The following is a 25,944-nucleotide window of genomic DNA, read 5'->3' on the forward strand; positions in this document are numbered from 1 at the left end:
ATAAAGATTTTCTGGTTGGCTCGCCTCTTGCTGGGAGAGCGGCGGCCACATCGTCACGGTTCCGTTCCGGAGAGTACCCATGTCAGCTGCGCCGGTCTCGCGTTCCTCTGCGCTGCCTGAGATCACGTTTCCGAGCCGCCGCGGCCCCGAACGGGACGCCTCGGAACAGGCTTTCACCTTGCCGCCCCAGCCGGCGGATCGGCCGCGCCCGCGCCTGGATGACGACCGGTCCCGCGGGCGTCTCGATGATGACCGCAATGCCCGCGATGACGCCGGCTTGCGCGATCAGGCGAAGCCGGACGACGGCGCCCGCAAGACGAGCGCGGCCGATGCCAGATCGTCGACCCGCGCCGACGATACCGGCAAGGACAGGAAGACCGCGGACGCCAGCGAGACATCCGACACGACGAAGGCGGAGGTCGGCGCGGACGCGACGAAGGACACCTCGGCGAGCCAGACCAGGACGAGCGAGACGGCTGCCGACGACAAGCCTGTCGGGGGCAAGACGATCGAGGAGCGCAAGGCCGCGTTGGCCGCTGCCCTCGATGGAGCGCCGGTGATCGGCAAGGGCAGCCCGGACGAGCAGGCCGCCGCTGGCGCGGTGATGCAGCCCGTGCCGCCGACACCGATCGCCGCGGAATTCCTCGCCCTCGCGGCCGCCGCGCTCCAGGGCGGCGAGCCGGCGAAGCCGGAAGGCACGACCACCGAGGACGGCAAGGCCGTGACGGCGACCGGGGCTACGGCGCAGGCGACCGGCGAGGCTATCGCCGTGCCGGTCCCGCCAGCGCTGCCGGCGAAGGCAGACGGCCAGGCGAGCGCGGGCGGCGAGGCCGCCGCTGCCGACATCAAGGCAGGGCTGCAGCCGCAGCTTCCGGCTGCCGGCACCGAATCCAAGACGGACGGCAAATCGGGCGAAGCCAAGTCCGGCGGCGCGGACCAAAGTGCTGCGAAGACGGCTGAGACCAAGCCCGGCGAGGCGCAGGCCACCGCCAAGGACGATAGCGAGGCCGGCAAGGTCGCTGCGAGCGCCGCTGGCAGCGATGCGAAGGCTACGGGCGATACCAAGGCCGCCGATGCCGCCACTGCGCCCGCAGCCACCGCCCAGACGACGCAGGCCGCGTCGACGGAAGCCACCAGCGGCGTGCAGCAGGCAAGCGCGCCCCTGAGCCCGCAGGCCATTCTCGCGGCCGGCCCGCAGAGCCTGACCGCGCCGCAAGCGCCGTTGACGGAGCTCGACGCCGCCGCCCAGGCGACGGCCCGTGCCCAGGCCGAAGCAGCCCACAAGGCTGTTTCCGCAGATGCCGGGCGGCCGACGCCGCTGCATGTCGTGCCGATCGAGATCGGCGCGAAGGCACTCGCCGGCAACAGGCGCTTCGACATCAGGCTCGATCCGGCCGAGCTCGGGCGCATCGACGTCAGCCTGGAAATCTCCGACAAGGGCGACGTCAGCGCCAAGCTGACCGTCGACCGGGTCGAGACACTCCACATGCTGCAGCGCGACGCACGCACGCTCGAGCGCGCCTTCGAGCAGGCTGGACTGAAGCCCTCCGAGGGCGGAATCGATCTCAGCCTGCGCGATCCGGGCGGCCAGCAGGCCGGTGGACGCCAGCAGCAGGGCGACGAGGCGCCGCGCGGCCGCCGCACCTGGGTTCAGGCCAGCGAAGACAGCGCACTCGTCACCGATGTCGCAACCCTGCCGCGAACCGGCGGCCGCCTCGGCGGCGTCGACCTCAGCATCTGAAGGAGGGACGTGTCATGGCCGTCTCCAATACCAGCAAGCTCACCGCCCAGCAGATCGCGGCGGCACAGAACAACACCGCGAGCGGCAACGGCACCTCGATCGCCAATAACTTCGACCAGTTCCTGACGCTGCTGACGACACAGCTCAGGAACCAGAACCCGCTCGATCCGCTCGACACCAACCAGTTCACCCAGCAACTGGTCCAGTTCGCCGGCGTCGAGCAGCAGCTCAAGCAGAACGAGACGCTGACCGCCCTGCTCGGCGTCAGCAAGGCGACGACGGGCGCGAGTGCGATCGGGTTCGTCGGCCAGACCGTCACGGCCGATGGCGCCGCGACGCCGCTCAAAGAAGGCAAGGCCGAGTGGACGCTCAATGCCTCCAAGGGCGGCACCGGCACGATCACCATCAAGGATTCGAGCGGCAAGGTGGTCTATACCGGCACAAAGACGCTGACGGCGGGCGACCAGACCTATAGCTGGGACGGCAAGACCTCGACGGGGTCCACTGCGCCCGACGGCGAATATACCATCACTGTCGACGGCACCGACGTCTCGGGCGCGGCGATCACGGTCAAGACCGAGATCACCGGCAAGGTCGACGGCATCGACTTCTCGACCACCGTGCCGACGCTGCTGATCGGCGCGATCAAGGTCCCGCTCGACAGGGTCAAATCGGTGAAGAGCACGTCCTGACAAACCCGTCATGAGCCATGCCGAAAGCCTGCGTGATTGCTTTAGGCAAAATTTAAGCCCGTCGGGGCTAGGCTCTCTGGCAGTAGGTCTGTTGAGTTGTGTGAGAGTACAATGACCGAGCCGCTGCGACCGCGCGTCAAATATGTGATCGGGCCCGATGGCAGCCCGTTGACGATCGCCGATCTGCCGCCGATGAACACGCGCCGCTGGGTGATCCGGCGCAAGGCCGAAGTCGTCGCTGCCGTGCGCGGCGGCCTGCTCAGCCTGGAGGAAGCCTGCCAGCGCTATACGCTGACGGTCGACGAATTCCTGAGCTGGCAGATGTCGATCGACCAGCATGGCCTCGCTGGCCTGCGCACCACCCGCATCCAGCACTACCGCCAGTAATTTCTTCTGGCGACCGCAGACATTCGAGAGGCGCCGGCCGAGAGGCCGGCGCTTTTCGCGTTCTGCTATGTGGCATTTCAGCCGAACTCCGCCGTTTCCTAACCGCCGTTAACCGGGCGCTAACCATGCACCGGGAAAAACTTGCCTAGTGGTGCGTCTGTGCGTTGGTCTCGCAGGCACCGGGCGACGGAAGAACGGCGTGAACGGGCTAGTCGAACAGTTCCGGAGATTCGGCGCGGCGCGGCTGGCGGCTATGCTGGCGGTGACTCTGGCGCTGATCGGCTTCTTCGCCTTCGTCATGGTGCGCATGTCGCAGCCGGCGATGGGCGTGCTCTTCGCCGACCTGTCGAGCCAAGACGTCAGCGCCATCACCAAGGATCTCGATACGCGCGGGGTCAAATACGAGTTGCGCGGCGATGGGCAGACCATTCTTGCACCGCGCGCCGACGTGCCGAAGCTCAGGCTCGAGCTCGCCGGCAAAGGCATCCCGTCCGGCGGCGGCGTCGGCTACGAGATCTTCGACAAGGGCGACGCCTTCTCCTCGACCAGCTTCGTCCAGAACATCAACCATCTGCGGGCGCTCGAGGGCGAGCTCTCGCGCACCATCCGCTCGATCAGCCGCGTCCAGGCGGCGCGCGTCCATCTCGTCATCCCCGAGCGGCGCCTGTTCGAGCGCGACCGCGAGCCGCCGCGCGCCTCGATCGCGCTCAAGCTCGCCGGCGACCTCGACAATGCCCAGGTCAGGGCGATCCGCCATCTCGTCTCCTCGGCCGTCGATGGCCTGAAGCCGGAGCGGGTCTCGATCGTCGACGAGCGCGGCCGGCTCCTCGCCGACGGCGCCCAGGGCGAGCAGGGCATGGTCGGCGTGGCGCTGGACGAGCGCCAGAATGCGATCGAGCGGCGGATCAAGTCGCAGGTCGACGACATCGTCGCCAGCATCGTCGGCCCGGGCCGCGCCCGCGTGCAGGTCTCGGCCATGCTCGATTCGAACCGGATCGAGAGCCGCTCCGAGACCTTCGATCCCGAAAGCAAGGTCATCCGCTCCAGCCAGAACCGCAACGAGGCCTCTGCCTCGAACGAGCAGCGCGAGGGCGTCACCGTCGGCAACGAATTGCCGGGCGCGCAGCAGAACCAGGGCCAGCAGCAGGGCGCGCAGCGCGACACCAGCTCGAAGAACGAGGAAGTCGTCAACTACGAGATCTCGCGCACGACAAGGACCGAGGTGCAGGAGGGCGGGCGCATCCGCAAGCTCTCCGTCGCCGTGCTGGTCGACGGGCTCTACAGCAGGCAGGGCAATGATGTCGCCTACCAGCCGCGGCCGCCCGAGGAGCTGGAACGCATCTCGCAGCTCGTGCGCACCGCGGTCGGCTTCGACCGCCAGCGCGGCGACCAGGTCGAGGTCGTCAACCTGCGCTTCGCCGAGGCGCCGCAGGCGCCGACGGACCTCGTCGAGCAGACGCTGATGCAGCAGCTCGCGTCGTTCACCCGGGAGGACGTCGTCCGCTTCGCCGAAATGGGCGTGATCGCGCTGCTGATCCTGATGGTGCTGATGGTGGTGGTGCGCCCGCTGCTCAAGCAGGTGCTGGCGCCCGATCGCGAGCTCCGGGCGATTCCGAGCTTCATGCGCAACGGCATGGTCGTCGTCGATCAGGGCACGGGCGATCCGTCGGCGTTCCCGTCCGTCTCAGGCGGCGCGGCGACGGGTTCCGGCGGAGAGGGTGGCATCGACGTCGAGGCGCCGTCAGAGCGCATGCTCGCGATCGCGCAGATCAAGGGCCAGCTCAAGGCCCAGTCGGTCGAGAAGATCGGCGCCATGGTCGCGCAGAATCCGGCGGATTCCGTCGCGGTGCTGCGCAGCTGGATCCACGAGAAAGCACCAGCGTGACGGGAGCCTGAACCATGGCCGCGACACGCGCCATCGCAACCCGCAGCGGAAACAGCGACTCCGACAGCGAGATGACGAACTATTCCGACGGCCCGATGATGCTCGACAGCATGACCGGGCCACAGCGCGCCGCAGTCATTCTGCTCATCCTCGGTGAAGACCATGGCCGGGTGATCTGGCAGGAATTCGACGACGAAGAGATCCGGATCATCACCCGCGCCATGGCCGAGCTCGGTACGGTCGATGCCGACCAGGTCGAGAAGCTGATGCTCGACTTCGTCGGCCGGCTGTCCAGCGCGGGGGCGATCACCGGCTCCTTCGATCGCACGATCTCGCTGCTGGAGAAGATCCTGCCGACCGACCAGGTCGCTCTGATCATGGAGGAGATCCGTGGTCCTGCCGGCCGCAACATGTGGCAGAAGCTCGGCAATATCGACGCCGTCGTGCTCGCGAACTTCCTCAAGAACGAATATCCGCAGACGATCGCCGTGATCCTCTCGCGCATCCGGCCCGATCATTCGGCCAATGTGCTGCGCAATCTGCCGAACGAATTGTCGATCGAGGTGGTCGGCCGGATGCTGCGCATGGAAGCGGTGCAGAAGGAGGCGCTCGACCATATCGAGAACACGCTGCGCACCGAATTCGTCTCGACGCTGACGCAGACGCGCCGGCGCGATCCGCACGAGATGATGGCCGAGATCTTCAACGGCTTCGATCGCCAGACCGAAATGCGCTTCCTCGCCGCGCTCGACGCCACCAACCAGGAATCGGCCGAGCGCATCCGCGCGCTGATGTTCACCTTCGAGGACCTCGGCAAGCTCGATTCCGCCGGCCTGCAGACCATGATGCGCCAGGTCGACAAGGACACGCTGGCCCGCGCCCTCAAGGGTGCGAACGAGGAGATGCGGGCCTTCTTCCTCGGGGCGATGTCGCAGCGCGCCGCCAAGGTCCTGCAGGACGACATGCAGGGCCTCGGGCCGTTGCGCCTCAAGGAGGTCGACGAAGCGCAGATGAAGATGGTGACCCTGGCCAAGGACCTCGCCGAAAAGGGCGAGATCATCATCTCCAAGGGCAACGCCGAAGACGAGCTGGTCTACTGACATGGCAGCAGCCAAGAAATTCATGTTCGCCACCGACTTTCGCGGCAATGGCAGCAAGGCGGTCGACGAAGCCGCGCTCGAGGCCGCCCGGGCGGACGGCTTCCATAGCGGGCTCGACCATGCGCGGCGCGAGGCCGACCAGCAATTGGGCGCGCTGCTCTCGCAACTGGTACGCCAGAGCGAGCGACTGCTGGCACACCAGGATGAGCAGCTGGCGCAGATCGAGGCGCAGGCTGCGCAGCTTGCGATCAAGACCGCGCGCAGCCTTGCCGGTGCGGCTCTTGCCGACAAGCCGCTGGCGCAATTGCTCGATGCGGCGCGCGAATGCCTCGCCCATGCCCGGCACGCGCCGCATTTGGCGATCCGAGTGCATGAGAGCCTGGTCGAGACCGTCGAGGCCAAGCTGTCGGCGCTGGCGCGCGAGACCGGATTCGCCGGCCGGATCGTCGTGCTGGGCGAACCCGACATCGCCCTCGGCGATGGCCGGCTGGAATGGGCCGATGGCGGCATCGCGATCGAAAGCGCAACGCTCAACGAGGCGGTCGACAAGGCCGTCAGGGCCGTCTTCGGCCCGGCAGCAGGGTAAGAGACAATGGCAAACGAAAACGACCTCAACCTGCCGCCGCTCAACCCGGCCGACCTGTCCTTCGATCACGATGCCGGAGGTGACTCGGTCGCGCGCTCCGGGCCGGTGCCGGTCAAGACGGCGGAGGATCTCGAGCAGGTCTTCGACGTGCCGGTCACCGTCTCGGCGGTGCTCGGCTCCTCGCGGATCGCAGTCGGCGACCTCCTGCGCGTCACGCCCGGCACGGTGCTGGAGCTCGACCGGCGCGTCGGCGAGGCGATCGACATCTTCGTCAATGAGCGCCTGGTGGCGCGCGGCGAGGTCGTGGTGGTCGAGGAGCGTCTCGGCGTGACCATGACGGAAATCATCAAGACCGACCGGTGACGAACCGGCCGGAACGACTGTATTCTTCAAGGAAGGCCTGAGCCATGCGCCTCATCATCGTCGGCAGCCTCAAGGGCCAGCTCATCACCGCCGCCAAGATCGCGGTGTCGCAGGGCGCCGCCGTCACCCATGCCGAGAGCGTCGAGCAGGCGCTGGCGGTGCTGCGCACCAAGGGCGGCGACCTCTTGATGGTCGATGTCGAGCAGCCGATCGCCAAACTCGTCGCGGCGCTCGAGGCCGAGCGCATCCGCACCCCGCTCGTCGCCTGCGGCACCTCGACAGATGCCCGCGCCGCCGTCGCCGCGATCCAGGCCGGGGCGCGCGAATACGTGCCGCTGCCGCCCGATCCCGAACTGATCGCCGCCGTGCTCGCCGCCGTCGCCGGCGACAAGGCCAGCCTGATCTGGCGCGATCCGGCGATGGAGCGCGTCGTCCAGCTCGCCAACCAGATCGCGCGCTCGGATGCGCCAGTTCTGGTCACGGGCGAGAGCGGCACCGGCAAGGAAATGATCGCGCAGCATTTGCACCAGAAGTCGCTGCGCAAGGACAAGCCCTTCGTCGCGGTGAACTGCGCCGCGATCCCCGACAATCTGCTCGAATCCGAACTGTTCGGCCATGAGAAGGGTGCCTTCACCGGCGCGATCGCCCGGCGGATCGGCAAGTTCGAGGAGGCCAATGGCGGCACGCTCCTGCTCGACGAAATCTCGGAGATGGATGTGCGCCTGCAGGCCAAGCTGCTGCGCGCGCTGCAGGAGCGGATGATCGATCGGGTCGGTGGCACCCAGCCGGTCAAGGTGGACCTGCGCATCATCGCGACCTCGAACCGCAATCTCGGCGATGCGGTGCGCGAGGGCTCCTTCCGCGAGGACCTGTTCTACCGGCTCAACGTCGTGCATCTGCGCCTGCCGGCGCTGCGCGAGCGGCCGGGCGACATCCTGGCGCTGGCCGACCATTTCGCCAAGAAATACGCCGAGCTGAACGGCATGCCGCTGCGGCCTATCGCAGCCGAGGCGCGCAAGCTCCTGCTCGGCAACAGCTGGCGCGGCAATGTCCGCGAACTGGAGAACACCGTGCATCGTGCCGTGCTGCTGGCGCAGGGCGTCGAGATCGGCACCGAGGCGATGCTGACGCCGGAAGGCGAGACGCTCGGCCCGGCCAGCGGACGCGACGTGGCCTCTCGGGCGGCGCAGACGGCCGAGGCGGTGACGCGCGGCCTGGTCGGGCGCACCGTCGCCGATGTCGAGCGCGACCTGATCCTCGACACGCTCGACCATTGCCTGGGCAACCGGACGCATGCCGCCAAGATCCTCGGCATCTCGATCCGGACGCTGCGCAACAAGCTGAGCGAGTATGTCTCTGCGGGCGTTCCCGTCGCCGAACCGGGCCAGGCACGGACGACATCGCTCTGACAAGCCCTGAAATGCAGATGGGCCGGAGCGAGAACTCCGGCCCATCCACGGTCACTCAATAATAGTAGCGGCGACGATAATAGTAGCGCCGCGGACGATAATAGTAGCGCGGGCGGTAGTAGTAGCGCCGGACATAGCGCGGGCGGCGATAATAATAGTACTGGCTGAAGTCGGCGTCGGTCTTGTCGAGGCCTTCCTTCAGCTCTTCAGACAGCTCCTCAGGCTTCCTGGTCGGGAGCGGGGCGATCTTGGGCTGTGCGGCTTCCGAAGCGGCGATGCCGCCGACGCTGGCTACGGCGAGACCGCCGAAGAGCGCCATCACAAATGAACGTCGATCCATGTCATGCCTCCAGTTGGTTCGATCCGGGCGCCGCGTTCCCACGAGGCCACTCTATTCCCCTTTCTGACCGAGCGTCACGCTGGTGTTGCGACGATGGTTCACAAAGGGCCGACGGCGCGGGAGACCGGCCGTTAGCTTGTTGTGACGGTCTGAGGCGCAATCGCGCCGCCGATGTCCGCCTCATTCTCAGACCGCTCCCAGCGGCTTGCTGATGTCTTCGAGCGAGCGGCGCTCGGCCTTGATCGCAAAGCGCCAGGCGATCAGCCCGGCCGCGATCATCAGCGCTGCGCCAAACAGATAGCCGCCGAACACACTCATGCGCGAGCCGGTGTCGATCAGGGCGCCGAACAGCCAGGGGCCGGCGATGCCGCCGAGGCCGGTGCCGAGCGAATAGAACACCGCGATCGCTAGCGCCCTGATCTCGAGCGGATAGGTCTCGCTGACCGTGAGATAGGCGGAGCTCGCTGCGGCCGAGGCGAAGAAGAAGACGATGCTCCAGCAGATGGTGAGCTGGCTGGCGCTGACGATCTCGCGTGCGAAGAGAAAGCCGGTGCCGGCGAGGAGCAGGCCAGACAGGATATAGGTGGCGGCGATCATCGGACGCCGGCCGAGCGTGTCGAAGAGCCGGCCCAGCAGGAGCGGGCCGAGGAAGTTGCCGGCGGCGAAGGGCAGGATGAACCAGCCGATCGCCTGCGATGGAACGCCGTAGAAGTCGGTCAGGATCAGCGCGTAGGTGAAGAAGATCGCGTTGTAGAAAAAGGCTTGCGAGGTCATCAGCGCCAGCGCCACCAGGGTGCGCGGCCGGTGCGTGACGAAGAGGGTATCGGCGACCTCGCTCATCGGCGTGCCCGGGCGAGGGCGCAGAGTGAGTGTCGGCAGCGTCGCGGTGGGCTGTGGCGGCGAGAAGGACTCGATATGGGCGACGATCGCCTCCGCCTCGGCAATGCGGCCATGGCTCATCAGCCAGCGCGGACTTTCGGGGATCCATCGCCGCAGGATCATGACGACGAGACCAAGCGCGGCGCCGATGAAGAAGGCGAGCCGCCAGCCGGTGTCGGGCGGTACCAGCGCGGGGTCGAGAAGGACGATGGCGGCGACGCCGCCGATCGCGGCGCCGACCCAGAAGGAGCCGTTGATGACGAGATCGGTCCAGCCGCGCACGCGCGCCGGCACAAGTTCCTGAATGGCCGAGTTGATCGCGGTGTATTCGCCGCCGATGCCCATGCCGGTGAGGAAACGGAAGAGCAGGAAGCTCCACAGGTTCCAGGAGAAGGCGGTCGCGGCTGTCGCCGAGAGATACACCAGTACGGTGATGGTAAAGAGCTTCTTGCGGCCAAGACGGTCGGTGAGCCAGCCGAAGAGGATCGCGCCGATGACCGCCCCGGCAATGTAGGCGGCGCCGGCGAGACCGATATCGGTGTTGGTGAACTTGAGCGCGGGGCTTTCCTTCAGCGCACCGGACACGGATCCGGCCAGCGTGACCTCGAGACCGTCGAGGATCCAGGTGACGCCGAGCGCGACGACGACGAGCGTGTGAAAGCGCGACCAGGGCAGGCGATCGAGCCTGGCCGGGATGTCCGTGACGATCTCGTCGCGTAGGCTTTCGCGTCCTTCGCTCAAACGGCTTATTCCTCCGACAGACGGTCTCGGCGCCGCTTCAAAGGTGACAGACGGCCCGAAGGCCGCCTGCCGATCGGATTTGCTCTCAGCGGTAGATTACGCGGCGGCGAACGACGACGCGGCGCGGACGGCGCACAACGACGCGGCGACGCACGACGACCGGACGACGATAGGGCCGTGGCCGGCGAACGACGACGCGATCACGGACTACCACTTGGCTGAAGTCGGCATCGGTCTTGTCGAGACCGGCCTTCAGCTCGGGAGCGAGATCTTCCGGATTCGGCAGCGGGGCAGCGGCGGGCACAGCGGTCGCGGCCTGCGCGATGCCCATGCCGCCGACGCTGGCGACGGCGAGACCACCGAACAGGCTCAGCATGAATGAACGTCTATCCAAAATTTCCTCCAGAAGGCTTTGGCCAGGTGGCCTTGTGTCGTCGGCCCGCCTCGAAGTTGGACGGCTGAATGCGGCCGGAAGGCGGCCATCCGATAACAGTCCGTTCAGAGAAAGGTTCCAGATGGGATTTTTTGAGGGGTCTTAACCACTCGTTCACCATGAGCCCGGCAAGAATTGCCGGGTACGGCTGCTCTTCGCGGAGGGGTGGCGCGTGGGAGCGGTTCTTCGATGAGCGATGTGACGGCAGGCAGCGGCAACGGCATGGCGATGCCGACGCGCGGCCAGATGGGCGCGCTGCTCAACCGGCCGGACCTGTTCCTCGCCATCGGCGTGATGGGCATCCTCGTGGTGCTGATATTCCCGCTGCCGGCGATGCTGCTCGACATGCTGCTGGCGCTCTCGATCATCCTCTCGGTGCTCGTGCTGATGACGGCGCTCTTCATCGAGGAGCCGCTGGAGTTCTCGGCCTTCCCGACCGTGCTGCTGATCGTGACGATGCTGCGCCTCGCGCTCAACCTCGCCTCGACGCGCCTCATCCTCGCCCATGGTCATGAGGGCACTGCTGCTGCAGGCCACGTCATCGAGGCCTTCGGCAACTTCGTGATGAGCGGCAATTTCGTGATCGGGGTGATCGTCTTCACCATCCTGATCATCGTCAACTTCGTCGTCATCACCAAGGGCTCGGGCCGTATCGCCGAGGTCGCGGCGCGCTTTGCCCTCGATGCCTTGCCTGGCAAGCAGATGGCGATCGACGCCGACCTCTCGGCCGGGCTGATCGACCAGGACGTCGCCAAGGTCAGGCGCAAGGCGCTGGAGGACGAGGCGAATTTCTTCGGCTCGATGGACGGTGCCTCCAAGTTCGTGCGCGGCGACGCGATCGCGGGCCTCCTGATCACCTTCATCAACGTGATTGGCGGCATCATCATCGGCGTCGCGCAGCAGGGCATGAGCTTCAGCGCCGCGGCGCACAGCTATACCCTGCTGACGGTCGGCGACGGCCTGGTCAGCCAGATTCCGGCGCTGATCGTCTCGACCGCGGCCGGCCTGCTCGTCTCGAAGTCGGGCGTGCGCGGCGCCGCCGACAAGGCGCTCGGCAAGCAGCTCTCGGGTTACCCCAAGGCGCTCGGCATGTCGGCGGCGGTGATGCTGCTGATCGCGGTCCTGCCGGGCATCCCGATGCTGCCCTTCCTTGTGCTCGCCGGCGGTTCGGGCTGGCTGGCGCGGCATTTCGGCAAGCTCGCCAAGGCGCGGGAGTCGGAGGCCGCCGTGCAGGCGCAGGCGGCCTCGCCGCTCGCGCCCGACGGCACGCCGAAGGAAGAGACGCTCAACGACCTGCTCAAGCTCGACGAGCTCAAGATCGAGATCGGCTACGGCCTGCTGCCGCTGGTCAACGCCCCGGGGGGTGCCGACCGCCTGACCGACCAGGTCCGGGCCCTGCGGCGCCAGCTCGCCGCCGAACTGGGATTCGTCATGCCGGCGGTGCGCATCGTCGACAACGTCCAACTCGAGGCGAACCACTACTTCATCAAGATCAAGGAGATCGATGCCGGCCACGGCATGGTCTATCCCGGACAGTACATGGCGATGGATCCGATGGGCGGCAGCGTGACGCTGCCCGGCCACAATGTGCTGGAGCCGACCTTCGGCCTGCCGGCGACCTGGATCGACGGGGCGCTGCAGGACGAGGCGCAACTGCGCGGCTACACCGTGGTCGACGCCGCGACGGTAATCTCGACCCATCTCACCGAGGTGCTGAAGTCGCACATGCCGGAGCTGCTCTCGCATGGCGAGGTGCAAAAGCTGCTGCGCGAACTGCCGAAGGACCACGCCGACCTGGTCAAGGAGATCGTGCCGAACCAGATCTCGACCACCGGCATCCAGCGCGTGCTGCAGCTCCTGCTCTCCGAGCGCATCTCCATCCGCGACCTCGCCACCATCGTCGAGGGCATCGCCGAGGTCGCCGGCAGCGTCAGGAGCCCGCGCGACATCGCCGAGCATGTCCGCGTCCGCCTCGCCCGCCAGATCTGCGCGCAGTTCTCCAACCAGCACGGGCAATTGCCGATCATCACCATGTCGCCGGCCTGGGAGAGCGTCTTCGCCGAATCGATCGTCGGCCAGGGCGAGGACCGGCACCTGGCCATGCAGCCCTCGCGGCTGCAGGACTTCGTCCATCAGGTCCGCGAGAAGTTCGAGGACGCGGCCCGGCTCGGCGAGATGCCGGCCCTGGTCACCTCGGGCATGGCGCGGCCCTTCGTGCGCCAGATCATCGAGCGCTTCCGCCGCGAGACACCGGTGCTCTCGCAGAGCGAGATCCACCCGCGGGCGAAGCTCCGGACGGTCGGGAGCGTGTGACGGCGCTCAGCGCCTGCTTACCACCACGAGATAGCGCGCCGGCTCGGTGCCGGGGTTGCTGAAGCGGCAATCACTGGGCGGGCCGAGCTCCATGCAGTCGCCGGCTTCGAGCCGTGTGACGATGCCGCCCTCGTCGAAGTCGAGCACGCCTGACTGCATCCAGATCTGCTGGCGGATGAAGGCGTAGGAGCTGGCGGGATAGGCGATTGCCGCGCCCGGCGGCAGTTCGCCGGCGACGAGTTCGAGATCGCCATTGCCGGCCGGCGAAATGGCGCGGCGGACGAAACCGGTCTCGGGGTCGCGCCAGAGCGGCTGGTCCTTGGCGCGGCGGACCCGCTCGCCGGCATTCTCGATCCGCGCCAGCAGGTTCGACAAGGTCAAGCCGAAGGCGCCGGAAAGCCGGCCGAGCAGCACCGCGGTCGGGCTCGCCTCGCCGCGCTCGATCCGGCTGATCATGGCGCGCGAGACGCCCGAGCGCTCGGCGAGATCATTCAGGCTCCAGCCGCGCGCCTCGCGCTCTCCACGCAGCCGTTCAGCCAATCTTGACGCGAGATCGTCCATCATCATACCTTCGATTCTCTTATAATAGAGCGTGGCACGGGCGTTGGCCAGAGGACGGCGCAGGCGCTCCTCCATCAAAGCCATGGCCGCATGCCGGACCGGCATTGGTTCTTCCGTTTCCCCATCGTTAAGCGCAGCCATGTCCCGCAACGCCATCCTCTTCGCGCTGATGTGCCTCGTCTGGGGCCTGACCTGGCTGCCGATCAAGGTCGGCGCCCAGCATGTTCCGCCAGTCTTCCTGGCGGCATCGCGCTTCGTCATCGCCGGCGCGTTGATGCTGGCCTGGGCCGGGCGGGACGTACTGAAGGTGCCGGCTGCAGCCTGGCCGCGCGTCGTCATGACCGCGCTGCTGCTCAATACCGGCAACTACACCCTGCTGTTCTGGGGCACGGCGCAGGCGCCGACCGGGCTCGCGGCGATCGTCAACTTCGCGACCATCCCGATCTTCACCATCATCGCCAGCTACCTGATCGAAGGCCATGCGATCGGGGGGCGCAAGCTCGCGGCGATCGGGCTGGGCGCGGTCGGCCTCGGCTTCCTGTTCTCGACGCGGGCGCTGGGCGGCCTCGCCGCGGCCAAAGGCGGGCCGCTCGAGCTCTGGGGCCTGGCCGCGGTCGCGGCCGGCACGCTGCTCTACTGCTTCGGCGCGGTCTGGTCGCGGCCGGTGATGGGCCGCATCCCAACGCTGACGCTGGCCGGCTGGCAGACGCTGATCGGCGGCTTCGGGCTCTGCCTGATGTCGGCGCTGCTGGAGGACGTGAAGCCGGCCCACTTCGCCGCGCTGGTCTCGTGGCCGGTGCTGCCGGCGGTCGCGGTGCTGGTAATCGGCGGCTCGCTGATCGGCTTCACCATCTATCTCAGGCTGGTGCGCGACTGGGGCGCCTTCCGGGCCGGGCTCTATGCCTTCATCAGCCCGGCGGTCGCGGTCGGAGCAGGCGTCTTGGCGCTCGGCGAGCCATTCGGCCCCGCCGAAGCGATCGGCAGCCTCCTGATGTTCGGCGCGGCGGCCATCGCGCTGAAGCGCTGAGGCCTTACTCCGGCTTGTCGATGTGCAGGGCCGCGGCCTTGGCCGCTGCCTGCTCCTGTGCCTTCACCTGCGTCTCGTGCGCCAGGGCCTTGCGTAGCTGGGTCCGCTCGAATGCGAGCACGATCGGCAGGGAGATCACCAGCGGAATGATCAGGTAGAACATCCGCCAGACCAGCAATGCCGCAAAAACGGCCGGGGCCGGCACCCCCGGCATCACCGCCAGGAACACAGCCTCCATAACGCCGACCCCGCCCGGCACCTGGCTGAGCAGGCCGGCCGAGAACGAGATCAGGAAGGCGCCGAGCACGATGAAGAAGCCGGGATTGCCCTGCTCCGGCAGGGCGAAATAGATGATGCCGGCGGCGCCCATCAGTTCCAGCGGGGCGGCGAAGTACTGCCTGGCGACGATCGGCAGACGCGGATAGACCAGCTCGAACGAACCGATCCTGAGCGGCTTGAAGCGCAGCCAGGCGCCGACCGTGTAAAGCGCGCAGAAGGCGAGCAGGCCAAAGCCGATCAGGCGCGCCTGCTTGTCGCCGATGCCGAACCAGTCGGAAAGCCGGTGCAGCGGCCGCAGGATCTGCGGTTCGCCGATCAGCACGCACCCCATCAGGAGGATCGTGCCGAAAGCGAAGGTGAAGGAGCAGAGCGCCACCAGCACCGCGATCTCGGGCGCGCTCAGGCCCTTCGCGTGATAGGCGCGGTAGCGCACCATGCCGCCGGAGAAGACCGAGGCGCCGATATTGTGCGAGAGCGCGTAGGTGACGAAGGAGCAGAGCGAGATATAGGCCCAGGAGATGCCCTTCTCGCGGTGCAGATGCAGCAGCGCGATCCGGTCGTACCAGGCGAGCGCGGCATAGGCGACGAGCGTCGCGAGCCCGGCATGGAAGAAGGCGGTCGGCGGGATCAGCGCGATCTTCTGGCCGATCCCGGTGGCGACGATCCGGACCGATTCCCAGAGGCCGGCCTGCTCGAGCTGGGCGGCGACGGCCTCATTGGTCAGGGCCTCGGCCTTGAGCTTGTCCCAGAGCAGGTCGACCGACCAGACGACAGCAACGAGGCCGATCAGGGGCCAGAGATAGTCGAGGTATTTTTTCATCGAACCCGCGAGCAGCCGGAGACGAGAAAGACCGTTCGCCAAGTCTCCTGAGCCCTTATCCTGAGGAGCCATGCGGCAGGCATGGCGTCTCGACGGATGCTTCAGGAGGCTCCGGAACCATCTGGAGCATCCTTCGAGACGCCGCTGCGCGGCTCCTCAGGATGAGGGCGGAGGTGTCAAACAGACTCTGAAGCGCCTCTCTGCCAGTGCCGGCCTTGCAGGGCAAGCGGCGGCGGGAAACCTACCCTCGATCTTCACCAACCCAAGGTAGGCGACAGGCACTACTTGCCGCGCTGCTTCAGCCATGCGCGCATGAAGGCGATCTCCTTTTCCTGCTCGGTGATCACGCCCTCGGCGAGCTTGCGCAGCTCCGGGTCCTTGCCGTGGGCGAGCACGACCTTGGCCATGTCGATGGCGCCCTGGTGATGCGGGATCATGCCGCGGACGAAATCGACATCGGCGTCGCCGCTGAAGGCGATGTCCATCTCCTTGTGCATCCTGTCGTTGGCGGCCTTGTAGCCTTGCGTCGCGGCCGTATTGGCGGCGGCAGGCGTCGTCGCGCCATGGCTGCCATGGCCCTGATGGCCCTGCGCGACCGCGAAGCCGGCGAGGCCGAGCGTGGCGAAGAGGGCGGCGCCCGCCAGGAGGCTGCGGGTAGTGGTCATGCTGATGTCCTTTCGGGAGGCCGGATCCGATATGCCCGAACCTTCAGTGCCGATCATGTCATCAGCGCGGCGGGCCTGGCGATCCGGCTGTCGCTCGCCAGCCTCAGGCCGGGGCAGTGAGCCCCCTGCAGATAAGGCGGACCAAACCTTCGATCTGGCGATCGAGATCGCGATGCGGGACGGCGATCAGCTTCTGCTCCAGCCCGATCGCGACGACGCCGTGCACGGCCGAGAACAGGGTCCGGCTCATCAGCATGCGCTCCGCCTCGGCACGATCCGGCAGCAGCACGCTGAGCGGCTCGAGGATGTGGCGGAACAGCGTCATCTGCTCGCTCACCGCCCAGTCCGGCACCACCGCGCCTTCCGCCATGCGGTGCTCGAACAGGATGCGCCAGAGCTGCAGGTTCTCGCGGGCGAAGGCGCAATAGGCGAGGGCGACCGCGACCAGCCTGGCGGCTGCGGCATCCGCGCAGGCCGGCGCATCCTCGCCCTCGGCCGCGCTCAGCGCCGCATCGAGCCGTGCCAGCGTGCGTGAGCCGACGCGCAGGACGAGCTCGTCCATATCCGCGACGAGGTTGTAGATCGCACCGAGCGCGCAGCCGATCTCCTGCGCCAGTTCGCGCGCCTTCAGGCCGGCCAGCCCCCTCTCGGCGATGGCCCTTTCGGCTGCGTCGATCAACTGGGTGCGTTGCCGCTCGCGGCGCGCTGCCGTCGTGGTCATTCCGTCAATCTCAAATTTTGTGAACTTCGTTCAAAATATTCCTTGAACGACGTTCATGGTTGGGCTATGCCTTGTTTCATGAACAACGTTCATAGCAAGGAAGCGTCAATGTTCAAGATGTTTCTCACCTTCGTCCGCGGCAGCGCCGCCATTGCCGAGGAGCGCTTCGCCGATCGCAACGCGCTCCTCATCCTCGACCAGCAGATGCGCGATGCCGCCGGCGCTTTCGAGCGCGCCAAGAAGGCACTTGCGGTCGCGATCGCACAGGACCGGCAGGAGAGCGAGCGGCTCGCCGCGAGCCATGCCCGCATCACAGATCTGGAGAACCGGGTCGCCGCTGCGCTCACGGCCGGCGACGAGGTTCTCGCCCGCGAGGGCGCCGAGGCGATCGCGGCCCTCGAGGCCGATCGCGATGCGGCGGCGGGCGCGCAGGCGCTGTTCGCCGCCGAGATCGTCCGCTTGCGCCGCCATGTCGGCCAGGCCCAGGCGCGCATCGCCGAACTCGACCGCGGTCGGCGCCTCGCCCGCGCCTCGGAGGCCGTACGCCAGATGCGGCAGGGCCGGATCGAGATCGGCCCTGCCCATGAATCGACGCTGGCCGAGGCCGAGCAGACGCTGAAGCGCCTGCGCGAGCGCCAGGTCGAGGCGGAGGCGGCCGAGACCGCGCTCGACGAACTCGACGGCGCGGCCGCGGCCTCGGTCACCGAGAAGCTCGCCGCCAAGGGCTTCGGCCCCAGGCTGCGGACCACCGCCGGTGACGTGCTGGAGCGGCTGCGCGGCCGGCAGTTCCAGGCGAATTGATCTCTTTCCTTTGCAAGCGTACCCGACGGGAGCAAACCATGAACCAGAACGTACAGCCCCATAGCGGCGCCTGGGTCAGCTTCACCTACGCCTCCTTCTTCGCCGCGGCGGCCATGGTCGGCGCCGGAATCCTGTTCCTGCCGCTCGACTGGTGGGCCAAGGGCTATCTCGCCATGGGCTGCGTGATGCTGGTCCAGTCTTGCATCACCATGACCAAGACGGTGCGTGACATGCACGAGGCGTCCAAGCTGGTGAACCGGATCGAGGATGCCCGCACCGAGCGCCTACTGATGGACGTCGGCAAGCCGGCTCTGTGAGTGTCGCTACGGTGCCGATCGTCGTTGCGAGCGGAGCGAAGCAATCCAAAAGGTCTCGCTCTGCCATCCCTGGATTGCGTCGTCGCAATACTCCTCGCAATGACGGTTCTGTCGGTCACCTTCACTTAACCGCTTCGCCACATCGGCCGGCGCAGGCAAGAGTTGCTAAAGCCCGGCCGATGCAACCTCTCTGTCCCTTCCCGTGAGATCGCCATGATCGACACATTGATGCTGAAGCGGCGCTTCGCCCCGCTGTTCTGGGCGCAGTTCTTCTCCGCCTTCAACGACAACTTTCTCAAGAACGCGCTGGTCTTCATCATTCTCTACAAGCTCGCCGGCTCGCATGGCGAAGCGCTGGTGACCCTGGCGGGCGGGCTCTTCATCGCGCCGTTCTTCCTGCTCTCGGGCGTCGGCGGCCAGATGGCCGACCGGTTCGACAAGGCGGTGATGGCGCAGCGGCTCAAGCTCGCGGAGATCGGCGCGGCGGCGGTCGCGGTCCTCGGCTTCACCTTGCATTCCGTGCCGGTGTTGTTCGTCGCGCTCGGCCTGTTCGGGGTGATCGCGGCGCTGTTTGGGCCGATCAAATACGGCATCCTGCCCGACCATCTGAAGCCTGAGGAGTTGCCTGCCGGCAACGCCCTGATCGAGGGTGCGACCTTCATCGCTATCCTGCTCGGCACCATTGCCGGCGGCCTGACCGCACGCGAAGGCGGCGATGCCGCGCAGCTCAGCCTGCTGATCCTGGTTTTCGCGCTGGCCTGCTGGGTCGCGACCCTGTTCATCCCGAAGACCGGGCCGGCGGCGCCCGACCTCGTTGTCGACCGCAACATCCTGCGCTCGACCCGCGACCTGCTCAGGGATCTGTGGGGCGATGCAAGGCTGTGGCGCACCGGCGTCATGGTCTCGCTGTTCTGGCTGATCGGCGCGGTGGTGATGTCGCTCCTGCCGTCGCTGGTGAAGAACGGCATGGGCGGCACCGAGATGGTCGTCTCGACCTATCTCGGCATCTTCGCCATCGCGATCGCGGTCGGCTCCGGCATCGGCTCCTTCCTGTCGAGCGGGCGCATCGTGCTCTTGCCGGTGCCGGTCGCCGGCGTGGTGATGGGCCTGTTCGCGCTCGATCTCGGCTGGGCGGTCTCGGGCATCGTCGCGCATCAGCCGGCGCAGGATATCGGCGCCTTCTTCGCGGGACCCTCCGCCTGGCGCGTCGGCATCGATCTCGCCGGCCTCGCCATCGCCGGCGGCGTCTTCGTCGTGCCGTCCTTCGCGGCGACGCAGGCCTGGGCCCCGGCCGACAAACGCGCCCGCATCGTCGCCGCGGTCAACGTGCTCTCGGCCGCCTTCATGGTCGCCGGGGCCGTCGTCGTCGCGCTGCTGCAGGCGGCGGGCCTGACGCTCGGCCATCTCTTCCTGCTGATCGGCGTGCTGACCATCGCGGCGTCCGTCTGGATCCTGCGGACGCTGCCGACCAATCCGCTCAGCGACTTCCTGTCGATCCTGTTCCGCGCCTTCTACCGGGTCGAGGTCACCGGCCGCGAGAACATCGCCAAGGCCGGCGACAACGCCATCATCGCGCTGAACCACGTCTCCTTCCTCGATGCGGCGCTGGCGCTCTCGATCCTCGACAAGGAGCCGGTCTTCGCCATCGACCACGGCATCGCCCAGCGCTGGTGGGTGAAGCCCTTCCTGAAGCTGACGCGCGCCATGCCGCTCGATCCGTCGCGGCCATTGGCGACGCGCTCGCTGATCAACGCCGTGAAGAACGGCGAGAGCCTGGTGATCTTCCCCGAGGGGCGCCTCACCGTCACCGGCAGCCTGATGAAGGTCTATGACGGCGTCGGCATGATCGCCGAGAAGTCGGGGGCCAAGGTCGTGCCGGTGCGGATCGAGGGTCTGGAAGCGACGATCTTCTCGCGGCTGACCCGCGAGCAGGTGCGCCGGCGCTGGTTCCCCAAGGTGCGCGTCACCGTGCTGGAGCCGGTCTCGCTGACCGTGCCGGAAGAACTGAAGGGCAAGCCGCGGCGCCAGGCGGCAGGTGCGGCGCTCTACCAGATCATGTCCGACCTGATCTTCAAGACCACCGACATCGACCGCAGCGTCTTTTCGGCGGTGGCGGAAGCGGCTGTGGTCAACGGCAAGGGCCGCGTCGCGGTCGAGGACCCGATCACCGGAAGCCTCACCTACAAGCGCCTGCTGATCGGCGCCGAGGTACTCGGCCGCAAGCTGATGCCGCTCGCGGCCAAGGGTGAGGCGATCGGCGTGATGCTGCCCAACGCCAATGGTGCGGCTGTGACGCTGCTCGGCCTGATGTCGGCGGCGCGCGTGCCGGCGATGATCAACTTCACCGCCGGCGCGAGCAATATCGCCGCGGCCTGCAAGGCGGCTGAAGTGAAGACCATCGTCACCTCGCGCGCCTTCGTCGAGAAGGGCCGGATGGGGCCATTGATCGAGGCGCTGCAGGCCGAGGTTCGCATCGTCTATCTGGAAGACGTGCGCGCCACCGTCTCGACTGGAGACAAGCTCAAGGCGCTCTGGCGCCATGGCACGCGGATCGAAGAGGCCAAGGGTTCGGATCGCGCCGCGATCCTGTTCACCTCGGGCTCGGAAGGGGCGCCCAAGGGCGTGGTGCTCTCGCACCGGAACATGCTGGCCAATGCGGCGCAGGCCGCGGCCCGGATCGATTTCGGCCGGCGCGACAAGGTCTTCAACGTGCTGCCGGTCTTCCATTCCTTCGGCCTGACGGCGGGGCTCGTCCTGCCGCTGGTCTCGGGCGTGCCGGTCTATCTCTACCCGTCGCCGCTGCACTACCGGATGGTGCCGGAGCTGGTCTATGGCTGCAACGCCACCATCCTGTTCGGCACCGACACCTTCCTCACCGGCTATGCCCGCGCCGCGCACCCCTACGATCTGCGCTCGCTGCGCTACATCGTCGCCGGCGCCGAGCCGGTGAAGGACACGACGCGGCGGACCTATATGGAGAAGTTCGGCCTGCGCATCCTCGAAGGCTACGGCGTGACCGAGACCGCGCCGGTGCTGGCGCTGAACACGCCGATGTTCAACCGCTTCGGCACGGTCGGCCGGATCATGCCCGGCATGGAGGCCAGGCTCGAGCCGATGCCCGGCGTCGAGGAGGGCGGCCGGCTGCATGTGAGCGGCCCGAACATCATGCTGGGCTATCTCAAGTCGGAGAATCCCGGCGTGCTCGAGCCGCCGCCCGAGGGCTGGCACGACACCGGCGACATCGTCGTGATCGACAAGGACGGCTTCGTCACGATCAAGGGCCGCGCCAAGCGCTTCGCCAAGATCGCCGGCGAGATGGTCTCACTCGCCGCGGTCGAGGCGCTGGCCGCCGAATGCTGGCCGGGCGTGCTCTCCGGTGTCGCCAGCCTGCCCGATGCCCGCAAGGGCGAGCGGCTGGTGCTGGTGACGCAGCAGAAGGACGCAACGCGCGCCGCCTTCCAGGCCTTCGCCAAGAGCAAGGGCGCCGCCGACCTGATGATCCCGGCCGAGGTGATGGTGGTGCCGGCCGTGCCAGTGCTCGGCTCCGGCAAGCTCGACTTCGCCGGCATCTCCAGGCTGGTAAAGGAGCGTAGCCAGGCCCCCGCCCCGGCGGTGGCTTGATGCTCGGCTTCTGGCTGAAGGCGCTGCGGCGGCCGACGCTCGACCTTACGCTCGCGACCGCGCCGGGCCTGACGACGCGGATCATCGAGCGGCCGGGCGTGGTGCTCGACGACGCCGAGCTCGCGGCGCTGGTCGAGCAGCTGCGCACCGTGGCGGGGCGGACGCTGGCGCAGGGCGCGCTGACCTATGGCGTCTTCTCCGGCGAGCGCGAGCGCCTGAGCCAGAGCATCGTCACCCTGATCAGCGAGACGGCGACCGGGCGCCCGGTCGCCTTCAACGCCCTGGCGCAGATGCAGCTCCAGCTCAACGGCGAGCCGGAGCAGGTCACGCATCTCGGCCTCGTCATGGTCGATCCCGAGGTGCGCGGGCGCGGGCTCTCCTGGGTGCTTTACGGCCTGACCGTGCTGGTGCTGTTCGTGCGCGGGGGCCTCAGGCCGCGCTGGATCTCGAACGTGACGCAGGTCCCGAGCGTGGTCGGCATGGTCTGCGAGACCTTCTCCGACGTCTATCCCTCGCCGGATGCCGGCAGCCGCCAGAGCTTCGCGCATCTGACCCTCGCCCGGCAGATCATGCGCGGGCACCGCCACGTCTTCGGCGTGGGCGATGAAGCCGGCTTCGAGGAAGCCCGTTCGGTGATCACCGACGCCTATACCGGCGGCTCCGACGATCTGAAGAAGAGTTTCGAGCAGGCCGCCCAGCATCGTGATGCCAGCTACAACGCGTTCTGCCGGGAGACGCTGGATTACGAGCGCGGCGACGACGTGCTCCAGCTCGGCCGCATGGACCTCGCGGCGGCGCGGCGCTACCTGCTCGGGCAGGTCCCCCGCTCGTCCTTGCCTGGTCTCATCGGGGCCTCGGCTTTTCTGCTGCTGCAGAGGCTGGTGCTGCCCTTGCTGCATTGGCTCGACGATGGCAGGCGTTTCGGCACATTGCGTCCACGCGCCGCCAGGACGAAGCCATGATTCCCGGGTTTAGCTACGAGCTCTTCACCACCCGCAATATCGGTTTCGTCACCGAGGCCGAGCAGGCGCGGTTGCGGCAGGCGACGGTCTTCGTCTGCGGCGTCGGCGGCATGGGCGGGGCCGCCTTCATGGCGCTGGTCAGGGCCGGAGTCGGCCGTTTCGTCATCGCCGATATCGACGTCTTCGAGATCTCGAACCTGAACCGGCAGGTTTTCGCCAATGCCGGCACGGTCGGCCAGCCCAAGGCGGAAGCTGCCGCCGAGGCGGCGCGCGCGATCAACCCGGAGATCGAGATCGAGGTGCTCGGTGCGCAATGGGCGGAGCGCCTGCCGGAGATCGCCGGGCGCTGTCAGGTGATCGTCAACGGCATGGACGACATCGCCGCGGGTCTGCATCTCTACCGCACGGCGAAAGCCGCCGGCGCCAGCGTGATCGACGCCTATATGGCTCCGCTCCCCTCGGTGATCGTGGTCCGGCCGGAAGACCCGCGCCCGGAGGAGCGCCTCGGCTTCCCGACGCTCGGGAAGGATTGGCGCACGCTGAGCGAGGACGACAAGCGCGCGGCGCTGCTGTGCGAGGTGACGCATGTGATGCTGCATTCGCGCTCGCGCCACCATGTCGACCTTGCCATCGCCGGCGAGGTCGCGGCGGGCCGCCGCAGTCGCATGTCCTTCGCGCCGATGGTGATCACCACCGGCATGATGATGGCCTATGAGGCGATCGCGCTCGTGCTGGGCAGGCGCACCGGCACCGATTGCCGCGGCTGGTTCTTCAATCCCCATCGGCCGGCGGTCGAACGGCCTCTGCCGGCGCCGATTGCGGCGCTGCTGAAGCCGTTCGTGGTGCGGGCGCTGGCCAAGATGGTGGCCGGGCCATGAATGGCGGCTTCGCCAATCCCGCTTTGGTCGCCGATTCCATCGTCGACATCTGCGGAGCGCTGGGGCTCGCCGTCGCCATGCTGACCTTGCGCCGGCGCGATCCGCGCGGGGCGCTGACGACGCGCTTCCTCGTGGCGATGGGGCTCGTCGCCGCGCTCTTCCTGCTGCGTGGCCTGAGCTGGTGGAGCGGCAGCGTGCTGCTCGAGCGACTGGCGCTGGCCTGTGCCGCTTTGTTCCCGCTGGGGGCGCTGATCGTCACCGAGGGCATGCTGCGCCGGCATGCGCCGCGCGCAGGCAAGATCGCCGTGCTCGCCGGCTCTGGCCTGCTCGTGCTCGGCAGCCTCGTCGGCCTCGCCGATCATCACTGGGCCTATGATTTGGCGCTGGCCGGTTTTCAGTTCCTGACGGTCGCCTTTTGTGGCGTGCTGCTGTTCCGGCGCGACCCGGCCTCGCTGACCGAGGCGGAGAACACCAGCGTCTGGCGGCTGGCGCTCTGCGCCTTCCTGATCCTGCCCTTCGCGCTCAGCGATTTCCGGGAGCTGATGCCCGACATGCCGGTCCGGCTCGGCGGTGTCGGCGCACTGCTGCTGGTTTCGATCGTGCTGGTCACGGGTGGAGCGGCGCCCACGCGCCGGCAAGGCTTCTACCTGCTCGGCGTGCGCGTCGCGGCAGCCTTGCTGCTCGGGGCGGCCGCCGCGCATGTCACGCCCGGTGCCGACCTCGCCCACGGCGTGAGACTCTGCGCCGTGACGCTCGCCGGCGTGCTCGCCATTGCGCTCGCAGTCGATGCGCTGTCGAGCCTCTTCGATGCGACGGCGCCCGGCGTCCTCGGCTCGCTCGCCCATTCGCGGGCGGAGACGCGGGAGGCGTTGATCGCCCTGCTCGCCGGCCATCCGCTGTTCAGCCATGCCCGCCGGCTCGGCGAGGCGGAGCTGCGCGACTACGATCCTGCCATCCTGAAGCCGTCGCTGCGCGAGATCGGGGTGCTCCATGCCTCCGGGCGAAGCTGGCCCTGGCCGCCGACCGATCCGGTCGCCGAACGGCTCGCGGCCTTGATGGCGGCCCATTCCGCCAGCCATCTGCTCGTGCTCGGCGAAGAACCGCTCGACCTGTTGCTGCTGACCGTGCCGGTGGTCTCTGACGATCCGGCGACCGAGACCGCGCTGGCGCTGGTGCGCCGGCTCCTGGCGAGCGCACCGAGCAAGGTCCCGGCATGATCGAGATCGCCAGCAGCGACCGCAAGGCCGCCTTTGCCGTCACGACAGAGGTCTATCCCGCCGACAGCCCCTATGTGCCGCCGATGTGGTCAGATTTCGACCGCATGCTCGACCCCAAGCGCAATCCGCTGGTCAGGGACGGGCACGGTCGCTTCGAGCTGTTCACGGCGCTGAAGGACGGGCGACCGCTCGGACGGATCGTCGCTGCGATCCACGACGCCTCGAATGCGCGCCACGGCACGGCTCGGGCCCAGTTCGGCTATTTCGACTGCGCCGATGACCCCGAGATCGCCTCGGCCTTGCTCGGTGCCGCCGAGAGCTGGGCGCGCGAGCGCGGCATGGCGGAGCTCGTCGGCAACTTCAACCTGACCGCGATGCAGCAGGCCGGCGTCGTCACCGGCGGCTTCGAGAACGCGCCTTTCACCGACATGCTCTTCAGCCCGCCGCATATCGCGCAGCTGCTCGAGGCGAACGGCTATGCGCCGACCTTCCCGATGACGACCTTCCGGATCGCGCTGGCCGATGTGGACCCTTCCGGGCTGCTCGGCGACAAGCAAAAGGCGATCCTCGCCGATCCCGATTATCGCTGGATGCCGATCGACCGCCGGCATTTCGCCGAGCGGCTGGAAGAGTCGCGCCTCATCCTCAATGACGGCTTCGACGCCAACCCGATGTTCGTGCCGCCGACGGCGGAGGAATATCGCTTCCAGGCCGGCGACATGATGTGGGTGATCGACAAGCGCATCTCGACCGTGGTGCACCACAAGGGCGAGCCGGTCGGGGCGATCATCGCGATCCCCGATCTCAACCCGCTGGTGAAGGTGGCCGGCGGGCGGATCGGCCCGAGCTTTCCTTTTCGGTTCCTCTGGCATCGCTGGACCAACCGGCGCGCCGTCATCGTCTACCAGTCGGTCAGCCGCGCCTTCCATAATCGCGGGCTCAACGGCGCCATGCTCTACAAGGTGACGAGCGCGCTCAAGGCAGCTGGCTATGACGAGCTCGGCGGCACCTGGATCGCCGACGTCAACGGGCCGAGCCTCAGGCAGGCGCAGAAGGCGGGCGCTAAGCCGCTGCATCGGCTACACCTCTTCGCCAAGAGCCTGATCGACCACGATGCTGTCTCATGATGACGCCTTGCTTCCTCATCTGGTCGTCCCGGGCGGAGCGAAGCGTAGACCCGTGACCCACTCCGGAACGGTTCAGGCA

Annotated in this window: 24 protein-coding genes; 17 read left to right on the forward strand and 7 right to left on the reverse strand. The window is 67.7% G+C overall.

The genetic code is table 11. From position 1 onward, the window contains the following. The first annotated feature begins 79 nt into the window (after nucleotides 1–79). From V7S63_RS12905 to flbD, 8 genes are all read left to right on the forward strand, one after another. Entirely contained in the window at nucleotides 80–1,741 is a 1,662-nt protein-coding gene (locus V7S63_RS12905; protein ID WP_336530500.1) for a flagellar hook-length control protein FliK, read from the forward strand. A gap of 14 nt (nucleotides 1,742–1,755) precedes the next feature. Then, nucleotides 1,756–2,433, forward strand: coding sequence for a flagellar hook assembly protein FlgD (locus V7S63_RS12910; RefSeq protein WP_336530501.1), 678 nt, complete (start codon nucleotides 1,756–1,758; stop codon nucleotides 2,431–2,433). Between the two features lie 111 nt (nucleotides 2,434–2,544). Further along, nucleotides 2,545–2,820: a CtrA inhibitor SciP gene (gene sciP, locus V7S63_RS12915; protein ID WP_038359348.1), complete on the forward strand. Its 276-nt coding sequence runs from the start codon at nucleotides 2,545–2,547 to the stop codon at nucleotides 2,818–2,820. Nucleotides 2,821–3,019: 199 nt separating this feature from the next. Then, complete coding sequence (gene fliF / locus V7S63_RS12920) at nucleotides 3,020–4,705, forward strand: flagellar basal-body MS-ring/collar protein FliF (RefSeq protein WP_091837370.1); 1,686 nt, start codon at nucleotides 3,020–3,022, stop codon at nucleotides 4,703–4,705. Between the two features lie 71 nt (nucleotides 4,706–4,776). Further along, nucleotides 4,777–5,805, forward strand: a complete 1,029-nt coding sequence (fliG, locus tag V7S63_RS12925; RefSeq protein WP_244543925.1) for a flagellar motor switch protein FliG — start codon at nucleotides 4,777–4,779, stop codon at nucleotides 5,803–5,805. A 1-nt stretch (nucleotide 5,806) separates the two neighbouring features. After that, complete coding sequence (locus tag V7S63_RS12930) at nucleotides 5,807–6,391, forward strand: FliH/SctL family protein (protein WP_091837365.1); 585 nt, start codon at nucleotides 5,807–5,809, stop codon at nucleotides 6,389–6,391. Nucleotides 6,392–6,397: 6 nt separating this feature from the next. Beyond that, the gene (fliN, locus tag V7S63_RS12935) at nucleotides 6,398–6,754 is read left to right on the forward strand and encodes a flagellar motor switch protein FliN (RefSeq protein WP_100961637.1); all 357 of its coding nucleotides are present in this window, start codon (nucleotides 6,398–6,400) and stop codon (nucleotides 6,752–6,754) included. Nucleotides 6,755–6,798: 44 nt separating this feature from the next. Beyond that, on the forward strand, nucleotides 6,799–8,163 hold the full coding sequence (gene flbD / locus V7S63_RS12940; RefSeq protein WP_100961635.1) for a sigma-54-dependent transcriptional regulator FlbD: 1,365 nt from the start codon (nucleotides 6,799–6,801) through the stop codon (nucleotides 8,161–8,163). 55 nt (nucleotides 8,164–8,218) lie between these two features. Here the strand turns inward: flbD and V7S63_RS12945 are convergent, their stop codons facing one another. The 3 genes from V7S63_RS12945 to V7S63_RS12955 all read right to left on the reverse strand — a co-directional run bounded on the left by V7S63_RS12945 (nucleotide 8,219) and on the right by V7S63_RS12955 (nucleotide 10,517). Then, entirely contained in the window at nucleotides 8,219–8,503 is a 285-nt protein-coding gene (locus V7S63_RS12945) for a hypothetical protein (protein WP_199777416.1), read from the reverse strand. A gap of 186 nt (nucleotides 8,504–8,689) precedes the next feature. After that, entirely contained in the window at nucleotides 8,690–10,123 is a 1,434-nt protein-coding gene (locus V7S63_RS12950) for an MFS transporter (protein ID WP_336530502.1), read from the reverse strand. Between the two features lie 85 nt (nucleotides 10,124–10,208). Further along, nucleotides 10,209–10,517, reverse strand: a complete 309-nt coding sequence (locus tag V7S63_RS12955) for a hypothetical protein (RefSeq protein WP_143079733.1) — start codon at nucleotides 10,515–10,517, stop codon at nucleotides 10,209–10,211. 228 nt (nucleotides 10,518–10,745) lie between these two features. Between V7S63_RS12955 and flhA the strand changes: the two genes are divergently transcribed. After that, nucleotides 10,746–12,869, forward strand: a complete 2,124-nt coding sequence (gene flhA / locus V7S63_RS12960) for a flagellar biosynthesis protein FlhA (protein WP_100961631.1) — start codon at nucleotides 10,746–10,748, stop codon at nucleotides 12,867–12,869. A 6-nt stretch (nucleotides 12,870–12,875) separates the two neighbouring features. On the opposite strand, the gene V7S63_RS12965 is transcribed toward flhA, so the two are convergent. Further along, entirely contained in the window at nucleotides 12,876–13,430 is a 555-nt protein-coding gene (locus tag V7S63_RS12965; protein WP_336530503.1) for a helix-turn-helix domain-containing protein, read from the reverse strand. 139 nt (nucleotides 13,431–13,569) lie between these two features. On the opposite strand from V7S63_RS12965, the gene V7S63_RS12970 reads away from it, so the two are divergent. Then, nucleotides 13,570–14,457, forward strand: a complete 888-nt coding sequence (locus V7S63_RS12970) for a DMT family transporter (RefSeq protein ID WP_336530504.1) — start codon at nucleotides 13,570–13,572, stop codon at nucleotides 14,455–14,457. Nucleotides 14,458–14,461: 4 nt separating this feature from the next. Here the strand turns inward: V7S63_RS12970 and V7S63_RS12975 are convergent, their stop codons facing one another. From V7S63_RS12975 to V7S63_RS12985, 3 genes are all read right to left on the reverse strand, one after another. Next, on the reverse strand, nucleotides 14,462–15,556 hold the full coding sequence (locus V7S63_RS12975; RefSeq protein WP_199777415.1) for a lysylphosphatidylglycerol synthase transmembrane domain-containing protein: 1,095 nt from the start codon (nucleotides 15,554–15,556) through the stop codon (nucleotides 14,462–14,464). Nucleotides 15,557–15,837: 281 nt separating this feature from the next. Further along, entirely contained in the window at nucleotides 15,838–16,221 is a 384-nt protein-coding gene (gene copM, locus V7S63_RS12980) for a CopM family metallochaperone (RefSeq protein WP_336530505.1), read from the reverse strand. Nucleotides 16,222–16,324: 103 nt separating this feature from the next. After that, nucleotides 16,325–16,942, reverse strand: a complete 618-nt coding sequence (locus V7S63_RS12985) for a TetR/AcrR family transcriptional regulator (protein WP_336530506.1) — start codon at nucleotides 16,940–16,942, stop codon at nucleotides 16,325–16,327. Nucleotides 16,943–17,050: 108 nt separating this feature from the next. Here V7S63_RS12985 and V7S63_RS12990 point away from each other — a divergent pair, with 108 nt between their 5' ends. The 7 genes from V7S63_RS12990 to V7S63_RS13020 all read left to right on the forward strand — a co-directional run bounded on the left by V7S63_RS12990 (nucleotide 17,051) and on the right by V7S63_RS13020 (nucleotide 25,865). Next, nucleotides 17,051–17,743: a PspA/IM30 family protein gene (locus V7S63_RS12990; RefSeq protein ID WP_336530507.1), complete on the forward strand. Its 693-nt coding sequence runs from the start codon at nucleotides 17,051–17,053 to the stop codon at nucleotides 17,741–17,743. A 38-nt stretch (nucleotides 17,744–17,781) separates the two neighbouring features. Beyond that, on the forward strand, nucleotides 17,782–18,060 hold the full coding sequence (locus V7S63_RS12995; protein ID WP_091837337.1) for a YiaA/YiaB family inner membrane protein: 279 nt from the start codon (nucleotides 17,782–17,784) through the stop codon (nucleotides 18,058–18,060). 213 nt (nucleotides 18,061–18,273) lie between these two features. Beyond that, nucleotides 18,274–21,681, forward strand: coding sequence for an acyl-[ACP]--phospholipid O-acyltransferase (locus tag V7S63_RS13000; protein ID WP_336530508.1), 3,408 nt, complete (start codon nucleotides 18,274–18,276; stop codon nucleotides 21,679–21,681). Further along, complete coding sequence (locus V7S63_RS13005; RefSeq protein ID WP_336530509.1) at nucleotides 21,681–22,643, forward strand: hypothetical protein; 963 nt, start codon at nucleotides 21,681–21,683, stop codon at nucleotides 22,641–22,643. The genes V7S63_RS13000 and V7S63_RS13005 overlap by 1 nt, the downstream gene beginning before the upstream one ends. Then, nucleotides 22,640–23,521: a ThiF family adenylyltransferase gene (locus tag V7S63_RS13010; RefSeq protein WP_336530510.1), complete on the forward strand. Its 882-nt coding sequence runs from the start codon at nucleotides 22,640–22,642 to the stop codon at nucleotides 23,519–23,521. The genes V7S63_RS13005 and V7S63_RS13010 overlap by 4 nt, the downstream gene beginning before the upstream one ends. Next, nucleotides 23,518–24,738, forward strand: a complete 1,221-nt coding sequence (locus V7S63_RS13015) for a hypothetical protein (RefSeq protein WP_336530511.1) — start codon at nucleotides 23,518–23,520, stop codon at nucleotides 24,736–24,738. Before V7S63_RS13010 ends, V7S63_RS13015 begins: the two co-directional genes overlap by 4 nt. Continuing rightward, nucleotides 24,735–25,865: a GNAT family N-acetyltransferase gene (locus V7S63_RS13020; RefSeq protein WP_336530512.1), complete on the forward strand. Its 1,131-nt coding sequence runs from the start codon at nucleotides 24,735–24,737 to the stop codon at nucleotides 25,863–25,865. The genes V7S63_RS13015 and V7S63_RS13020 overlap by 4 nt, the downstream gene beginning before the upstream one ends. Nucleotides 25,866–25,944: the final 79 nt, after the last annotated feature.

Origin of the sequence: Allobosea sp. CCNWLY174, assembly GCF_037120455.1 — a bacterium.
GTDB classification, from domain to species: Bacteria; Pseudomonadota; Alphaproteobacteria; order Rhizobiales; family Beijerinckiaceae; genus Allobosea; species Allobosea lupini.

Excerpts from the sequence above, each read along its gene's own strand:
- V7S63_RS12965 (WP_336530503.1), bottom strand. The coding sequence starts at position 13,430 with ATGGACGATCTCGCGTCAAGATTGGCTGAACGGCTGCGTGGAGAGCGC.
- flhA (WP_100961631.1), top strand. The coding sequence starts at position 10,746 with ATGAGCGATGTGACGGCAGGCAGCGGCAACGGCATGGCGATGCCGACG.
- V7S63_RS12945 (WP_199777416.1), bottom strand. The coding sequence starts at position 8,503 with ATGGATCGACGTTCATTTGTGATGGCGCTCTTCGGCGGTCTCGCCGTA.
- V7S63_RS13010 (WP_336530510.1), top strand. The coding sequence starts at position 22,640 with ATGATTCCCGGGTTTAGCTACGAGCTCTTCACCACCCGCAATATCGGT.
- fliN (WP_100961637.1), top strand. The coding sequence starts at position 6,398 with ATGGCAAACGAAAACGACCTCAACCTGCCGCCGCTCAACCCGGCCGAC.
- V7S63_RS12905 (WP_336530500.1), top strand. The coding sequence starts at position 80 with ATGTCAGCTGCGCCGGTCTCGCGTTCCTCTGCGCTGCCTGAGATCACG.
- V7S63_RS13015 (WP_336530511.1), top strand. The coding sequence starts at position 23,518 with ATGAATGGCGGCTTCGCCAATCCCGCTTTGGTCGCCGATTCCATCGTC.
- V7S63_RS12910 (WP_336530501.1), top strand. The coding sequence starts at position 1,756 with ATGGCCGTCTCCAATACCAGCAAGCTCACCGCCCAGCAGATCGCGGCG.
- V7S63_RS12970 (WP_336530504.1), top strand. The coding sequence starts at position 13,570 with ATGTCCCGCAACGCCATCCTCTTCGCGCTGATGTGCCTCGTCTGGGGC.
- V7S63_RS13005 (WP_336530509.1), top strand. The coding sequence starts at position 21,681 with ATGCTCGGCTTCTGGCTGAAGGCGCTGCGGCGGCCGACGCTCGACCTT.
- V7S63_RS13000 (WP_336530508.1), top strand. The coding sequence starts at position 18,274 with ATGATCGACACATTGATGCTGAAGCGGCGCTTCGCCCCGCTGTTCTGG.
- sciP (WP_038359348.1), top strand. The coding sequence starts at position 2,545 with ATGACCGAGCCGCTGCGACCGCGCGTCAAATATGTGATCGGGCCCGAT.
- V7S63_RS13020 (WP_336530512.1), top strand. The coding sequence starts at position 24,735 with ATGATCGAGATCGCCAGCAGCGACCGCAAGGCCGCCTTTGCCGTCACG.
- V7S63_RS12975 (WP_199777415.1), bottom strand. The coding sequence starts at position 15,556 with ATGAAAAAATACCTCGACTATCTCTGGCCCCTGATCGGCCTCGTTGCT.
- V7S63_RS12985 (WP_336530506.1), bottom strand. The coding sequence starts at position 16,942 with ATGACCACGACGGCAGCGCGCCGCGAGCGGCAACGCACCCAGTTGATC.
- flbD (WP_100961635.1), top strand. The coding sequence starts at position 6,799 with ATGCGCCTCATCATCGTCGGCAGCCTCAAGGGCCAGCTCATCACCGCC.
- V7S63_RS12995 (WP_091837337.1), top strand. The coding sequence starts at position 17,782 with ATGAACCAGAACGTACAGCCCCATAGCGGCGCCTGGGTCAGCTTCACC.
- copM (WP_336530505.1), bottom strand. The coding sequence starts at position 16,221 with ATGACCACTACCCGCAGCCTCCTGGCGGGCGCCGCCCTCTTCGCCACG.
- fliG (WP_244543925.1), top strand. The coding sequence starts at position 4,777 with ATGACGAACTATTCCGACGGCCCGATGATGCTCGACAGCATGACCGGG.
- V7S63_RS12990 (WP_336530507.1), top strand. The coding sequence starts at position 17,051 with ATGTTCAAGATGTTTCTCACCTTCGTCCGCGGCAGCGCCGCCATTGCC.
- V7S63_RS12930 (WP_091837365.1), top strand. The coding sequence starts at position 5,807 with ATGGCAGCAGCCAAGAAATTCATGTTCGCCACCGACTTTCGCGGCAAT.